The sequence below is a fragment of the Pseudomonas sp. LBUM1670 genome (assembly GCF_059695695.1).
The window spans coordinates 3,764,219-3,777,952 of sequence record NZ_CP166783.1 but is presented as its reverse complement, the minus strand read 5'-3'; the positions used below and the strand labels follow the sequence as shown (position 1 = coordinate 3,777,952).

The 13,734-nt window shown below is 59.6% G+C and carries 15 protein-coding genes; 9 read left to right on the top strand and 6 right to left on the bottom strand.

The genetic code is table 11. From position 1 onward, the window contains the following. Positions 1-90 precede the first annotated feature (90 nt). Positions 91-525: a DoxX family protein gene (locus tag ACA073_RS17150; protein ID WP_497398007.1), complete on the top strand. Its 435-nt coding sequence runs from the start codon at positions 91-93 to the stop codon at positions 523-525. Positions 526-997: 472 nt separating this feature from the next. Then, the gene (locus ACA073_RS17145; protein WP_461954023.1) at positions 998-1,306 is read left to right on the top strand and encodes a class I SAM-dependent methyltransferase; all 309 of its coding nucleotides are present in this window, start codon (positions 998-1,000) and stop codon (positions 1,304-1,306) included. A 2-nt stretch (positions 1,307-1,308) separates the two neighbouring features. Here ACA073_RS17145 and greB read toward each other — a convergent pair whose 3' ends face one another. The 3 genes from greB to ACA073_RS17130 are packed head-to-tail and all read right to left on the bottom strand — an operon-like array spanning position 1,309 to position 5,028. After that, positions 1,309-1,806, bottom strand: a complete 498-nt coding sequence (gene greB, locus ACA073_RS17140; RefSeq protein ID WP_008031876.1) for a transcription elongation factor GreB — start codon at positions 1,804-1,806, stop codon at positions 1,309-1,311. A 34-nt stretch (positions 1,807-1,840) separates the two neighbouring features. After that, positions 1,841-4,345, bottom strand: a complete 2,505-nt coding sequence (locus tag ACA073_RS17135; RefSeq protein WP_497398004.1) for an ABC transporter permease — start codon at positions 4,343-4,345, stop codon at positions 1,841-1,843. After that, positions 4,345-5,028 (bottom strand): ABC transporter ATP-binding protein, encoded by a 684-nt coding sequence (locus tag ACA073_RS17130; RefSeq protein WP_497398002.1) that lies wholly within the window; start codon positions 5,026-5,028, stop codon positions 4,345-4,347. The genes ACA073_RS17135 and ACA073_RS17130 overlap by 1 nt, the downstream gene beginning before the upstream one ends. A gap of 10 nt (positions 5,029-5,038) precedes the next feature. Between ACA073_RS17130 and ACA073_RS17125 the strand changes: the two genes are divergently transcribed. From ACA073_RS17125 to ACA073_RS17110, 4 genes are all read left to right on the top strand, one after another. Continuing rightward, on the top strand, positions 5,039-5,644 hold the full coding sequence (locus tag ACA073_RS17125) for an arylesterase (protein ID WP_497398000.1): 606 nt from the start codon (positions 5,039-5,041) through the stop codon (positions 5,642-5,644). A gap of 56 nt (positions 5,645-5,700) precedes the next feature. After that, positions 5,701-5,994: a hypothetical protein gene (locus tag ACA073_RS17120; protein ID WP_497397998.1), complete on the top strand. Its 294-nt coding sequence runs from the start codon at positions 5,701-5,703 to the stop codon at positions 5,992-5,994. 684 nt (positions 5,995-6,678) lie between these two features. Further along, a complete protein-coding gene (locus ACA073_RS17115) occupies positions 6,679-8,061 on the top strand; it encodes an IS4 family transposase (protein WP_497404122.1) in 1,383 nt (460 codons plus the stop codon). 304 nt (positions 8,062-8,365) lie between these two features. Then, the gene (locus tag ACA073_RS17110) at positions 8,366-9,337 is read left to right on the top strand and encodes a L,D-transpeptidase family protein (protein ID WP_497397996.1); all 972 of its coding nucleotides are present in this window, start codon (positions 8,366-8,368) and stop codon (positions 9,335-9,337) included. 123 nt (positions 9,338-9,460) lie between these two features. Here ACA073_RS17110 and oprI read toward each other — a convergent pair whose 3' ends face one another. Next, positions 9,461-9,712: an outer membrane lipoprotei OprI gene (gene oprI, locus ACA073_RS17105; protein ID WP_002553018.1), complete on the bottom strand. Its 252-nt coding sequence runs from the start codon at positions 9,710-9,712 to the stop codon at positions 9,461-9,463. A 644-nt stretch (positions 9,713-10,356) separates the two neighbouring features. Here oprI and ACA073_RS17100 point away from each other — a divergent pair. Continuing rightward, the gene (locus ACA073_RS17100; protein WP_008057026.1) at positions 10,357-10,644 is read left to right on the top strand and encodes a GNAT family N-acetyltransferase; all 288 of its coding nucleotides are present in this window, start codon (positions 10,357-10,359) and stop codon (positions 10,642-10,644) included. A 61-nt stretch (positions 10,645-10,705) separates the two neighbouring features. Here ACA073_RS17100 and ACA073_RS17095 read toward each other — a convergent pair whose 3' ends face one another. Beyond that, the gene (locus ACA073_RS17095; protein ID WP_150631053.1) at positions 10,706-11,782 is read right to left on the bottom strand and encodes a 3-deoxy-7-phosphoheptulonate synthase; all 1,077 of its coding nucleotides are present in this window, start codon (positions 11,780-11,782) and stop codon (positions 10,706-10,708) included. Between the two features lie 161 nt (positions 11,783-11,943). Further along, positions 11,944-12,387 carry a PilZ domain-containing protein gene (locus ACA073_RS17090; RefSeq protein ID WP_497397993.1) on the bottom strand — a complete coding sequence of 148 codons (444 nt, stop codon included), beginning with the start codon at positions 12,385-12,387 and terminating at the stop codon, positions 11,944-11,946. On the opposite strand from ACA073_RS17090, the gene ACA073_RS17085 reads away from it, so the two are divergent. Both ACA073_RS17085 and ACA073_RS17080 read left to right on the top strand, forming a co-directional pair. After that, a complete protein-coding gene (locus tag ACA073_RS17085) occupies positions 12,386-12,772 on the top strand; it encodes a thioredoxin family protein (RefSeq protein WP_497397991.1) in 387 nt (128 codons plus the stop codon). The genes ACA073_RS17090 and ACA073_RS17085 overlap by 2 nt on opposite strands. After that, entirely contained in the window at positions 12,769-13,725 is a 957-nt protein-coding gene (locus tag ACA073_RS17080; protein WP_497397989.1) for a putative 2-dehydropantoate 2-reductase, read from the top strand. The genes ACA073_RS17085 and ACA073_RS17080 overlap by 4 nt, the downstream gene beginning before the upstream one ends. The last annotated feature ends 9 nt before the right edge of the window (positions 13,726-13,734 follow it).

Genomic DNA, 13,734 nt, shown 5'->3' with positions numbered 1-13,734 from the left:
TATGGCGGAATAATTGCGCTTTTAACATTCGATTTACTGATTAATATAGCGGCCAACCAACATACATAACTCCAGAATGGATGACACAGCATGAGCACACTGATCAACAAGGTACTGTTTACCCGCGCCGGCTACGGCCTGACTATTCTGCGGATCTTCGTCGGCATCATCTTCGCTGCCCACGGCGCGCAGAAACTTTTCGGGGCGTTCGGTGGTTACGGTCTGGCGGGCACCGCGCAGTACATGGAGAGCATCGGTCTGGCACCGGGCTACCTGATGGCGACGCTGGCGGGCGGTACTGAGTTCTTCGGCGGTCTTGCCTTGATCATCGGCTTGTTGGTCCGTCCGGCAGCCCTCGGCCTGACCATCCTCACGGTGGTGGCGATCTTCTCGGTGCACCTCCCTCACGGTTTGTTCATGGCCAACAACGGTTATGAATTCGCCCTGGCCCTGCTGGGTGGCAGCATCGCCGTGCTGATCGAAGGCGCCGGCAAACTGTCGGCCGACCGCGCCATCGCTGGCTGACCGCTCTGGCTCAACGAAAAGGCCCGCATTGCGCGTAATGCAGCTCACTTAAGCGCGGGTGCCCACATTTGTGGCGAGGGGATTTAGCGAAACGTCGCACCGCCCCGTTCGGCTGTGAAGCAGTCGTAAATCCGGACAACTCAATTTGTCTGAACGGACGCTGGGGGCCGCTTCTCGACCCAGCGGGGATAAATCCCCTCGCCACAGATTTCTTGCCCGCCTGAAGATTTTCTTAAGTGAACAGCATTGCGCATTGCGCGGGCCTTTTTTGTTGTGCGTCATTCTTGACACTGTCCAGTCAGCTTCTCTAGGATGCTGCTCATGCGCCGATTTAAACAGCTACTTGCGGGGCGCCAGGTGACTCATTCAGTTGCCGACAGAAGCTTGAAACAGGCTTCGAAATACCGCTAAAGCGCTGGTTCGGTGTTGCCTCTCACCTGCCATGCAGACTTTGAGGCAGAGACACGACACGATGAATGCACTAAACCCCGTTGTACGCCCCGCGCCGATCACGGCACACCTCACCCAGCGCAATCCAAAAATCCTGCTTGGCGGCAAACATCAACCGACGCTCCTGCGTTATCTGGATGGCTGGCCACGTCGCACCGGCGGGCCGGCAGCGTTTCTGATCCAGTTTGTCGAAGACGGTGAGTCGCTGGCTCGATTCGCCAGCGACAGTTTCGACCTGGCGGTGATTCAATCGCCCAGCGTCGAAGAGGCGCCGGAAGTAATCAGGCAACTGACCCGCGTTGCCCGACAAGGATTGATCACCCGCCGTTGAGGTTATGGGTAGTCGATCGCCACGATATACACGCATTGCTCACCCGTCGGTGTCTGGACTCGAACTTCGGCGTCCAGCGCCTTACCGATGAGGGCTCGTGCCAGCGGTGAGTCGATACTGATCAGGCCCAGTTTCAAGTCCAGTTCATCCGGGCCGACGATGCGGTAACGCGACTCCTTGCCGTCCTCGTCCTCTATCGTGACCCACGCGCCGAAATAGACCTTGTTCGGATCGCTCGGCTTTTCGCTGACGACCTTGAGCGCTTCCAGGCGTTTGGTAAGAAAACGCACGCGGCTGTCGATCTCGCGCAACATCTTTTTGCCGTAGGTGTATTCGGCGTTCTCGGAGCGATCACCTTGCGCCGCGGCCTCGCTGACCGATTGCGTGACCTGCGGTCGGCGCACATGCCAGAGCTCATGAAACTCGGCCCGCATCCGCGCTTCACCTTCGGGGGTGATCAGCGCGGTGCCAGCGGTGCGGGGAGGGCGATAACGGCTCATGGCAACTTCTTGTGGTTGATAAGGCTTGAGTCTATCAACCCTCGCGCAACACTGTCAGGGGGCTGGCGTTCAAGGCCCGACGGGTGCCGAACACACCGGCACCGCCGATCAGCGCAGCGCCGATCAATGGCAGTACCAACAGCCATGGATGCGGGTGCCATGGCAGATCGAACGCGTAACGGTACAGCACCAGACTCACCAGTTCCGAACCCAGTGCCGCCAGCAATCCGCTGACCGCGCCGAGCAGACCGAACTCAATCCGCCGGGCCTTGACCAGCAATTGTCGCTCGGCTCCCAGCGCTCGCAACAATGCCCCCTGGCGGATGCGTTCATCCAGCGTCGCTTGCAGGCCCGAGAACAGCACCGCCATACCTGCCGCCAACACGAACAACAGCACGTATTCCACTGCCAGGGTGACTTGGGCGAGGATGCTGCGCAGTTGCTCCAGCAAAGCTTCAACTTGGAGGATGGTCACCGCCGGGAAGGACCGGGACAAGTCGACAATCTGCTGATCATGACCCGCCGCCAGATAGAAGCTGGTCAGGTAAGTCGCCGGCAGATCCTTCAAGGTTCCCGGCTGGAAGATCATGAAGAAGTTCGGCTGGAAGTTGTCCCAGTTGATGTCCCGCAGGCTGGTGACTTTTGCTTCGCGATTGACCCCGCCGACGGTAAACACCATGTGATCGCCCAGCTTGAGCTTCAGGCTTTCGGCGACTTTGCCTTCCACCGACACGCCGGGAATATCGTCCGCTGGCTGTTCGCTCCACCAGTTGCCTGAAGTGAGTTTGTTGCCCGCCGGCAGGTCCGCCGCCCAGGTCAGGCTCAGGTCGCGCTGGATCGCCCGATCTCCGGCCGAGTCCTTGCTGACGATCTCCTGCACCGGCTCGCCGTTGATGCTGATCAAGCGTCCGGGCACCACCGGGTACAGCGGCGCCGATTTCGCTGACAGTTCGATCAGGCGATCGGTAAAGGCCTGTTTATCCGCCGGCAGAATGTTCAGCGCGAAATAGTTCGGCGCGTTTTTCGGCAACTGGTTCTGCCAGGTGTCCAGCAGTTCACCGCGCAACAGGGCGATCAACGCCATGGACAGCAGGATCAAACCGAAGGCCAGGGATTGTCCGGCGGCAGCCAGTGGATGGCGCAGCAATTGACCCAATCCGAGACGCCACGGCAACGAAGCGCGCGCGAGCATCCGGCGCAGGCTTTTCAGAAGCAGTAACAACAAGCCCCCCAGCATCAGCGCCGCAATCACGCCACCGCCGAGCAGGGCGAAGGTCAGCAGCAGATCCAGACTCAGGCGCCACATGATCAAACCAAGTGCACCCAATGCCGCGCCGTAGACCATCCAGGTGCTGGAAGGAATCGGCAGCATGTCGCGGCGCAAAACCCGCAATGGCGGAACCCGTCCTAGCGCCGCGAGGGGCGGCAAGGCAAAACCGGCCAGCGCCACCAGGCCGGTGCCGATCCCGGCGATGGCCGGAAACAGGCCGCCCGGCGGAACGTCGGTTGGCAACAAATCATGCAGCAGCGCGAACAGGCCAAGCTGCGCCAGCCAGCCAATCAACGCGCCGCTGATGCTGGCCAACAGTCCGAGCACCGTCAGCTGCAAACTGAACAGGACCATGGTTTCCCGACGGGACAGACCCAGGCAGCGCAACAACGCGCTGGCATCGAAGCGGCGGGTGGCGAAGCGCGTCGCCGACAATGCCACCGCGACACCGGACAGCAGAACCGCCACCAGACTGGCCATGTTCAAGTAACGTTCGGCCTTGCCCAAAGCGCCGCCGATCTGTCGGTTGCCGTCACGGGCATCCTGAATGCGCTGGTTGGCGGCGAGGCCGGGTTTAATCAGTTGACGGTAGGTTTCCAGCGCTTCGGCGTTGCCGCGCCAGAGTTCGCGGTAACTGACGCGGCTGCCGGGTTGCACCACACCGGTGGCGGCGAGGTCGCTGAGGTTGATCAGCACGCGCGGCGTCAGGCTGTAGAAATTGCCGGCGCGATCCGGTTCGTAGGTCAGCACGCGCGCCAGTTTCAGAGTGCGCATGCCGACGTCGATGCTGTCGCCGATCTTCAAATCCAGTGCGGTCAGCAATCGTGCCTCGACCCAGGCCTCGCCGGATTTCGGTCCTCCCCCGGGCTCTTCCGGAGCAAAGGGCGCGGGGGCGCTTTTCAGTTCGCCGCGCAGGGGATAGACATCGTCGGCGGCTTTGATGCTGGACAGCTGAATGCCGTTGTCGGTGGCGATGACGCTGGAGAACTCCACCACCTGCGCATGTTCAAGACCCAGCTCCGTCCCGCTTTTGATCTGTTCGGGTCGCGCCGGTGAACTGCCCTCAAGCAGCAGATCGGCGCCAAGAAATTCGGTGGCGCGCAGCATCATGGCGCCATTCAGGCGGGCACCGAAGTAGCCGATGGCGGTGCTCGCGGCTACCGCCACCAGCAAGGCGAAGAACAACACCCGCAACTCGCCAGCACGGGCGTCGCGCAGCAATTGGCGGATGGCGAGACTGAACAGGCGCAACAGCGGCAAGCGTGCCATCAAGGCTCCAGAGGGGCGACCAGCAGGCCGGCTTCAAGTCGGATCAGGCGCCGGCAGCGATGTGCCAGGCGTTCATCGTGGGTCACCAGCACCAGGGTCGTGCCGCGCTCCTTGTTCAATTCGAACAGCAAGTCGCTGATGCGCTCGCCGGTGTGGCTGTCGAGGTTGCCGGTGGGTTCGTCGGCGAACAGCACATCGGGCTCGGCGGCAAACGCACGGGCAATCGCCACGCGCTGCTGTTCGCCACCGGAGAGTTGACGTGGCGAGTGGGTCAGGCGCTGGCCGAGGCCAACACGCTGCAGCAGTTCGGTGGCGCGCTGGCGGGCATCTTTGCGGCCATCGAGTTCCAGCGGCAGCATCACGTTTTCCAGAGCGTTGAGACTGTCGAGCAGCTGAAAGGACTGGAACACAAAACCGACGTGTTCGGCGCGAATACGCGCGCGTTGATCTTCATCGAGAGTGCTCAGGCCCTGGCCGGCGAGGGTGACTTCGCCGCTGCTCGGCAGGTCGAGGCCGGCGAGCAGACCGAGGAGGGTGGATTTGCCGGAACCGGACGCGCCAACGATGGCCAGGCTGTCGCCCTTGTTCAGTTCCAGGCTGAGTTCGTGCAGGATAGTCAGTTCACCTTCCGCGCTGGGAACCACTTTGCTGAGGTTCTTCGCGGTGAGAATGCTTGCGCCCATGGAGAATCCGATGCGTGTGTGGTTTTTGAGTGCTGGCCTGGCCTTGATGTGCATGGCCCAGAACGCAGCGGCGGGTACAGTCCTGATCGTTGGCGATAGTATCAGCGCCGGTTTCGGACTGGATACCCGCGTTGGGTGGGTCTCGTTGCTTGAGCAACGGCTCAAGCGCGAAGGTTTCGACGATAAGGTGGTCAATGCGTCCATCAGCGGCGACACCAGTGCCGGAGGCCAGGCGCGCCTGCCTGCGCTGCTTGCGGAGCATAAGCCGGAGCTGGTGATCCTCGAGTTGGGCGGTAACGACGGCCTGCGCGGATTGCTCCCAACGCAATTGCAACAAAACCTTGCAGCGATGATCGACAGCTCCCGCGCCAGTGGAGCCAAGGTGCTGCTGCTCGGCATGCAACTGCCACCCAACTATGGCGCGCGCTACACCAAGGCTTTCGCCGAGGTGTACAGCAACGTCGCCACCGAGAAAAAAATCCCGCTGGTGCCGTTTTTTCTCGACGGCGTGGGCGGTCATCCGGACCTGATGCAGGCCGACGGCTTGCACCCCACTGCGAGGGCTCAGGACAAGTTGCTGGAAAATGTCTGGCCTACACTGAAACCGCTGCTTTGACGCTTTTCTAGCGGCGGCGTTTGGGCTAAGGTGGCGCCCCCGATTTGGAGCCCCCGATGCCGCGTCCCGCCTGGTCACTTTTTGCCTACCAACTGATCGAGCCTGACGAACAGCTGGATCTGTTCGCCTGCCAGGAAGTGCGGGTACATCTGGTGACCCGTCAGTTGGAGCTGGCCGGCTCGGCCGATCGAACCTTGTGCGGCAGCCTGCTACCGGCGCAGCCGCGCTGGTCGAGCGTCGATCGTCGCGTTTTCCAGGATCAGCGCCTGTGCTCGCTGTGCCGGGCGATCCTGGAATCGCAGAAACGCGGGACTTCGCCGATTTGGCCAGAGCTGCGCTTTGAGCTTTGATGGCCGAGCGTTTTTTGTGACGTGTACATATCCGTTGCTGCGGTAACGGCTGCTATTGGTTTCGCCCTTATGTATGGACTCTCGAGGGGGCGTGCACCGCAACAGCCAAAGCGAGGCGGCCTCTGGGCCGACCGGGGCATCAAGCGGGCGCGCTTCGCTGACTTGATCGTTCACATAATCTGAATGTGCAATGAGTACCTGTGGGAGCGGGCTTGCTCGCGAAGAGGCCGTGTCAGTCAACATCAATGCTGACTGCCTGTCCGCCTTCGCGAGCAAGCCCGCTCCCACAGTGGATTGATGTCCGGCATGGCATCGGGGAAATACGCCGATGAGCGGACTAACTGTCAGGTCGGCTATCAGGCCGCCTCGCTTTGGCTTTTGATTTGGCTTTTGAGGTATACGCCCCCTCGAGAGGCCGAGCGCAGGTTCTGCGTAGTGGGCACCGCGGCAAGGATGCCGCGGTAGCCGCCCCGGCCATGGATGGCCGATCGCGGCGGGCCCACGGAGCAGGACCGGAGCGAGGGCATGCCGAGCCTTAGCGAGGCACCGAACGAAAGGGGCAATAGCCGAATGGCACTTACTTAGCTGCCGGCAACGTCATTTACGCTGTGAAATTGGAGAAGGCTGGCCTTGGTCTACGGTGATAGTTGCGAACACACGCCGAAAACCAAGGACACAGCCCAGATGAATCGTAGACGCCAAATTGTTCAGCATCAACAACATCGCCTGCGTCAGCACGCCTCCAACGCCGACGCCTACGCATTCTTCGATTTGCTCACGGCCCCGCAGCTATTGCCCGTTGTAGAGTCCTCACTGCCCGAGCATCGGGAGCGGTTGTTTCCGCCGACCGAAACGCTTTCCATGTTTCTCGCCCAGGCGATGGGGGCTGACCGCTCCTGTCAGAATGTCGTCAATGATTTTTCAATAAAACGCGTCTGTGGAGGCTTGAGCCCTAGCAGTACCAGGACCGGGGCCTATTGCAAAGCCAGAAAACGACTGCCTGTCGAAATGGTCTCTACATTGCTCCATCACACGGGCGCGTTGATCAGCGATCATGCCCCGACATCCTGGCGCTGGCTGGACAGGCCGGTACGACTGGTGGATGGCACTACGATCAGCATGCCCGACACGGCGGCAAACCAGGCCGCCTACCCTCAATCTCGTGGTCAGAAAGTCGGTCTTGGTTTTCCACTGTCTCGAATGGTCGGTATCGTTTGTTTGTCCAGTGGCGCTGTCTTAAATGCTGCCGTGGGCCGTTTCCAAGGCAAGGGCGGGGATGAGCAGACGCTCCTCAGGTCGATGCTGGATACGCTGAAAACAGGCGATATCCTTTTGGGCGATGCCTATTACGCCACTTATTTTCTGCTTTGCGAATTACAGCGCAGAGGCGTGGACGGTGTGTTTGAACAATACGGTATACGTCGGCGCAGTACTGACTTTCGACTGGGCCAAAGTTTGGGCACAGAAGATCACCTGATCGAATATCAAAAACCTGCGCGACGACCTGTGTGGATGAGCCAGCGGTATTTTGAACAGGCCCCGGAGCGATTGCAGGTTCGGGAACTTAGAGTGGATGGCAAAACCTTGGTTACCACCCTGAGGTGCCCCAGGCAGGTACCGAAGACGGCGCTCAAGTCGCTGTACAAGAACCGCTGGCATGTGGAGCTGGACTTACGCAATCTCAAAGCGACGCTGGGCTTGGGGAAGCTGAGCTGCAAGACGCCGGATATGGCTATCAAGGAGCTGTGGGTTTATTTACTGGCGCACAACCTGATTCGAATGATCATGGCGCAGTCGGCCGCACTGGCAGACTGTTTGCCACGAGAGCTGAGCTTCAAGCACAGCCTCCAGCTTTGGCTGGCACTGAGGCAATACGGCGATCCCGGAAGAGACAATTTTTTAACATTGCTGGAATTGATCGCCCAACGACGCGTTGGAAATCGCCCGGGCCGCATCGAGCCGCGTGCTGTTAAACGACGACCCCAAGCCTACCCTTTGCTGACCAAGCCACGTTCGCTGGCAAGGGCAGAGGTTCGGGCGAATGGTCATCCGAAACACGTTAAGTAAGTGCCATTCAGGCAATAGCCCTTGGTTACTTGGGGCTCTTCCAAGTGACTCGCCGTAAGGGCGAAACCAATAGCCGCCGTTACCGCAGAAATGGATATGTACACGGACAAAAAAACGGTCGACCCTCAGACCTCCATCGCGACCAACCCCAGCACCTGCCATACAACGACAAGCCCCGATCAACAAGCCCGCATTCCGTTTCCCCGGCCAATGCGCGCTCTATCGGTGCGTCTCCCCGAATACCGAAGCGCCAGTGTACAATCGCGTTCTTAAACCCTAGTCGAATATGCGAAGGATTTTCCGGATGTTGCCGCGTTTTCCTGCCGTCACCCGCTGCCTGTCTCTTGCCGCCCTTTGTGTGGCAGGCCCCGTAGCCGCATTGGAGTTGCCCCTGCCACCGCCTGGTGAAGACATCATCGGCCAGGTTCAGGTCATCAAGGCCAAGTACGAAGACACCTTCGCCGACCTTGGCACCACTTACGATCTGGGTTACTCGGAAATGCTCGCGGCCAACCCTGGCGTCGATGCCTGGTTGCCGGGCGCCGGTACTGAAATCGTGCTGCCGACGCGCTTCATCCTGCCGCCAGGCCCGCGTGAAGGTATCGTCATCAACCTGGCTGAATACCGCCTCTACTACTACCCGAAAGGCCGGAATGTGGTTTACACCTTCCCGCTGGGCATCGGTCGTGAGGGTTGGGGTTCACCGATCGCTCACACCACCATCACGGGCAAGACACCGAACCCGACCTGGACGCCTCCAGCCTCGATCAAGGCCGAGCACCTTGCAGACGGTGACCCGTTGCCAAACGTCGTGCCGGCCGGCCCGGACAACCCGCTGGGGCCGTTCAAATTCAGCCTGGGCACGCCGGGTTACCTGATCCACGGTTCGAACAAGAAGTTCGGTATCGGCATGCGCACCAGCCACGGTTGCTTCCGCATGTTCAACAACAATGTGCTGGAAATGGCGGGCATGGTGCCGGTCGGTACGTCGGTACGGATCATCAACGACCCGTACAAATTCGGCATCAGTGGCGGCAAGGTCTACCTGGAAGCGCACACGCCGCTGGACGACAAAGGCAACCCGTCGGTGGTCGACAAGCACACCGCCGTGATCAATGCGATGCTCAAGCGTGAGGACATCACCAACAACCTGCGCATGGACTGGGAAGTGGTGCGTGATGTGGTGGCCGCTGAAGATGGCCTGCCGGTGGAAATCGCCGTGCCGAACGCTTCCGCACCGATGGTGACGAGTGCACCGCTCGACCCGCTGCAGTAAGGCTTGAACAGAACCCGCCGATGCAGGCTGCGTCGGCGGGTTTTTTATGGCCGGTACAAAACGACCGGCCATAAAAAAGCCGACCCATAAATGGGTCGGCTTGATAACAATCCCGAAGGATTATTACTTGCGGCTAGCTTTGTCCAGCATGCGCAGAGCACGCTCGTTAGCTTCGTCAGCAGTCTGTTGTGCTTTTTGAGCAGCAGCCAGAGCTTCATCAGCTTTACGGTAAGCTTCGTCTGCACGAGCCTGGGAGCGAGCAGCTGCGTCTTCAGTAGCGGTCAGACGTGCTTCGGTTTCTTTCGATACGCTGCTGCAACCGGTAGCCAGAACTGCGGCCAGAGCCAGAGCAGAGAATTTCAGAACGTTGTTCATCGTGTTCCCCTTCAAGGACTTTCAATTAAGTAGCTGTCTCCTCAGAGTGAGGAAATAGCCGGCGTACATACTACCCATTACTTGTCGTAAGTAAACTGACGTAAAGCAAGAAGCAAAAAAAATTGTAGGCGTTGATTCTTTTTCGAGCAACTTTTACTTGCATTTGATTAAAAAATATTCAGCTGCAAAGCCCGCGCAGAGCGAGTTGGCACGGAAAAGTTCCCGGCTGCCGCGACTGTTTTCGCGGTCTTGGCTTAAGTCTGTCTACATGGATTCGTCTACACTTTTGTTCGGGATTTGAGCGGTACCTCTCATATCTTTCTCCTAGTTGAGGTGACTTAAAAGAAGGGCGCTCGTCTTAAGTCTCAACATCCGGCAATGTTCAGACGATCGACCACCCAAGATCTTCGGTCGAGGCGTCCCTGCGTAACCCCCGGAGCGGCACCTGCCCAACCCTTGCGTGATGACGAGCGTACCTTGAGCATTTCTGCCAATGGCGCCTACTATTTGATACGTGCTCGGTTGCGCGAGATCGGTGCAGCTCTTCTCGGTGTCCATTCAGGCACGGGGTGGCGTAGATGTTCCTTCGCCGGAAAAACATCGGTAAGGTAGGGGTCAGAAAAAAAGACCCGCGAGGAGTAGTGATGAGTGAGGCGTTGTCCATCCACCATGACCAGGCTGGTCATCAGTTCGAGACCAATGTGGACGGTCATCGTGCCTACCTGACCTATATGGATCTGGGGAAACAGACCCTGGATATCTATCGCACCTTTGTGCCCAATGCATTGCGTGGTCGCGGCATTGCGGCAGCCTTGACCGAGAAGGCCCTGGAGTACGCCGAGGAAATGGGCTACACCGTCATTCCTTCGTGTTCCTACGTGGAGCGCTACATGGAACGCCACCAGCGGCATGCGGCCAAGCTGAGTCAGTAAAACGAACGCATAAAAAAACGCCGGGTTTAGCCCGGCGTTTTTTTTGTGCGCTGAAAAGTGATCAGGTGCGATCGCGTTTCGGCAGCACATCCTTGAGCTTGGCATGCATGCTGCGCAAGGTGTTTTCGGTAGCGGACCAATCGATGCAGGCATCGGTGATCGACACGCCGTATTGCAGGTCGGCGAGGTCTTTCGGGATGGCCTGGCAACCCCAGTTCAGGTGACTTTCGACCATCAGGCCGATGATCGACTGGTTGCCTTCGAGGATCTGGTTGGCGACGTTCTCCATCACCAGCGGTTGCAGTGCCGGGTCCTTGTTGGAGTTGGCGTGGCTGCAGTCGACCATGATGTTCGGTTTGATCTTCGCCTTGTTCAGCGCCTGCTCGCACAGTGCGACGCTGACCGAATCGTAGTTCGGTTTGCCGTTGCCGCCGCGCAGGACCACGTGGCCATAGGCATTGCCCTTGGTGGTGACGATCGACACGCCGCCTTCCTGGTTGATCCCCAGGAAACGATGCGGGCTGGAAACCGATTGCAGGGCGTTGATCGCTACAGTCAGGCCGCCGTCGGTGCCGTTCTTGAAGCCGACGGCCGAGGACAGGCCGGACGCCATTTCACGGTGAGTCTGGGATTCGGTGGTGCGCGCGCCGATAGCCGACCAGCTGATCAGGTCCTGCAGGTACTGCGGGGAGATCGGGTCGAGGGCCTCGGTGGCGGTTGGCAGGCCCATTTCGGCCAGGTCCAGCAGCAACTGACGACCGATGTGCAGACCGTCCTGAATCTTGAACGAGTCGTCCAGATACGGGTCGTTGATCAAGCCTTTCCAGCCGACGGTGGTGCGTGGCTTCTCGAAATACACGCGCATGACCAGATACAGGGTGTCGGACACTTCCGCAGCGAGCACTTTCAGACGCTCGGCGTATTCGTGGGCAGCCTTGATGTCGTGGATCGAGCACGGCCCGATAACCACAAACAGACGGTGGTCGGTGCCATCCAGAATGTTGCGAATGACTTCGCGGCCCTTGGTGACGGTGCGCAGGGCAGCGTCGCTCAGAGGAATATCGCGCTTGAGCTGGTCAGGAGTGATCAGCGTCTCGTTGGAGGCGACGTTTAGGTCGTTGATCGGTAAATCAGCCATCGTTTACTCGTCAGGTCACGGGTGCCGGCCGCCAGCGAACCCGCGCGGCGGAGCACAGCAAATTAAGCGCGTCGGGGAGCGGAACCTTAGCGCGTTACACCGTGGCTCGACAATGGGCAGACGCCGGTTTGAGGGGCATTCTCGATAATCGAGAGCGCCCTTCAGTCCAGCACAGCCTGCGCAAATGCCCTGCGGACCGTGTCATGAGAGAACTCGTCGGCATGCCGCTGGACCCATTCGAGGGCCAGCGCCTGGGTTTCCTGCAGATCGTCGTGGGCGTCATGCAGGCGACAGTAACGTTCGATCTGGCACACCTGTTCGCCCATCCGGGCACTGAACATCATCTGCTCGTCAACAAAGGCAATGCCCACCAGATAACCGTGTTTGCGTCGCAGACACCAGGCTACATAGCCCAGAAAACGCAAATCGGGGTTCAAGGTCGGTATGCGTACTTCCAGCGCCGTACCGTGGCGCCAGGCGCGGTGGTAATTGCAAGCCATGCCCCCGAGGCTGATAGTGTGCAGCTGTTGTCGTGAAATACACTCAGGTTTCAGCAACGTTAATTCAACGGGCACATCGTCAGGATGAGGAATAAAACGTCCCATGAGCACGGACTCCATGTGTCGGCCATCTGACATTGTTTCCCCCAGTATAGTGGTCGAATCGGAACTGACCGATTTCGACGCCGACCAACGGTTGCTGGCGATGAGCGGCGTGTCGCTGGTTATCTTCACCAGCGTCGGCTGCGCCAGCTGCCGTTTTGCCCGTGAGCAATTGCCAAGACTCGCTCTGGAAGTCGATCGCTTGTGCTGGATCGATGCCGGGGACAATGGCGGGGTGGTCGAGCGTTATCAGGTCTTTCATTTGCCGGCGCTGTTTGTGGTGCGCGACGGTGAGTTTTTCGGAGCACTGAAATCGCGCTTGACCAGCACCGAGCTCAATGTGGCCGTGGGTCAGGCGCTGACCAGAACAGCAGAGGAGTTGCCATGACGGGTGCAGTTGCCAGGCCGACCATCGGTATTATCGGAACCGGTGCGATCGGTGGTTTTTACGGGTTGATGCTGGCGCGTGCCGGTTTCGACGTGCATTTTCTGTTGCGCAGCGAATTTTCAGCGGTGGCCGAACGCGGGTTGCAACTCGACAGCGCGGTGCATGGCGCGCTGACGTTGAATCCGGTTCAGGCCTATTCGTCGGCCGAAGACATGCCGCCCTGCGACTGGTTGCTGGTGGGCGCGAAGACCACCAACAATGCCGATCTGGCGCCAGCGATCATTCAAGCGGCGGCACCGAACGCCAAGGTGTTGTTGCTGCAAAACGGCCTGGACGTCGAAGACAGTCTGCGAGCCTTGCTCCCGGATTCCCTGCACCTGCTCGGCGGGCTCTGCCTGATCTGCGTCCATCGCACCGGCCCCGGCGCGATCACCCATCAGGCTCTCGGCGCGGTCAATGTCGGCTACCACAGTGGCCCCGCCACCGATGAACAGGTGCGCATGGCGATTGTCGAGGAGGGCGCCGGGTTGTTCCGCAGCGCCGGCATTGACTCCCAGTCCATGCCGAACCTGCATCAGGCGCGCTGGCAGAAACTGATCTGGAATATCCCTTACAACGGCCTCTCGGTTCTGCTCGGTGCAGGCACCACGCCATTGATGGCCGATGCCGACAGCCGGGAACTGATCAAGGCCTTGATGGCCGAAGTGGTGCTGGGCGCCAAGGCCTGCGGTCACGACATACCGGCCGGTTACGCGGACTTTCTGTTCGTGATGACCGAAAAAATGCCGGACTACTGGCCGAGCATGTACCACGATTTTCTGCACAAGCGACCGCTGGAACTGGCGGCGATTTACGCCCGGCCACTGGCGGCAGCCAAGGCCGCCGGCTGCGAATTGCCGCGGATCGAAGCGTTGTATCGCAGTTTGAGTTTTATCGATCGACGTAACACCTGAGTCGATCAA

Bases quoted from the DNA above. Each gene is read 5' to 3' on its own strand.
- ACA073_RS17150 (WP_497398007.1), top strand. From the start codon at position 91: ATGAGCACACTGATCAACAAGGTACTGTTTACCCGCGCCGGCTACGGC.
- ACA073_RS17145 (WP_461954023.1), top strand. From the start codon at position 998: ATGAATGCACTAAACCCCGTTGTACGCCCCGCGCCGATCACGGCACAC.
- greB (WP_008031876.1), bottom strand. From the start codon at position 1,806: ATGAGCCGTTATCGCCCTCCCCGCACCGCTGGCACCGCGCTGATCACC.
- ACA073_RS17135 (WP_497398004.1), bottom strand. From the start codon at position 4,345: ATGGCACGCTTGCCGCTGTTGCGCCTGTTCAGTCTCGCCATCCGCCAA.
- ACA073_RS17130 (WP_497398002.1), bottom strand. From the start codon at position 5,028: ATGGGCGCAAGCATTCTCACCGCGAAGAACCTCAGCAAAGTGGTTCCC.
- ACA073_RS17125 (WP_497398000.1), top strand. From the start codon at position 5,039: ATGCGTGTGTGGTTTTTGAGTGCTGGCCTGGCCTTGATGTGCATGGCC.
- ACA073_RS17120 (WP_497397998.1), top strand. From the start codon at position 5,701: ATGCCGCGTCCCGCCTGGTCACTTTTTGCCTACCAACTGATCGAGCCT.
- ACA073_RS17115 (WP_497404122.1), top strand. From the start codon at position 6,679: ATGAATCGTAGACGCCAAATTGTTCAGCATCAACAACATCGCCTGCGT.
- ACA073_RS17110 (WP_497397996.1), top strand. From the start codon at position 8,366: ATGTTGCCGCGTTTTCCTGCCGTCACCCGCTGCCTGTCTCTTGCCGCC.
- oprI (WP_002553018.1), bottom strand. From the start codon at position 9,712: ATGAACAACGTTCTGAAATTCTCTGCTCTGGCTCTGGCCGCAGTTCTG.
- ACA073_RS17100 (WP_008057026.1), top strand. From the start codon at position 10,357: ATGAGTGAGGCGTTGTCCATCCACCATGACCAGGCTGGTCATCAGTTC.
- ACA073_RS17095 (WP_150631053.1), bottom strand. From the start codon at position 11,782: ATGGCTGATTTACCGATCAACGACCTAAACGTCGCCTCCAACGAGACG.
- ACA073_RS17085 (WP_497397991.1), top strand. From the start codon at position 12,386: ATGAGCACGGACTCCATGTGTCGGCCATCTGACATTGTTTCCCCCAGT.
- ACA073_RS17090 (WP_497397993.1), bottom strand. From the start codon at position 12,387: ATGGGACGTTTTATTCCTCATCCTGACGATGTGCCCGTTGAATTAACG.
- ACA073_RS17080 (WP_497397989.1), top strand. From the start codon at position 12,769: ATGACGGGTGCAGTTGCCAGGCCGACCATCGGTATTATCGGAACCGGT.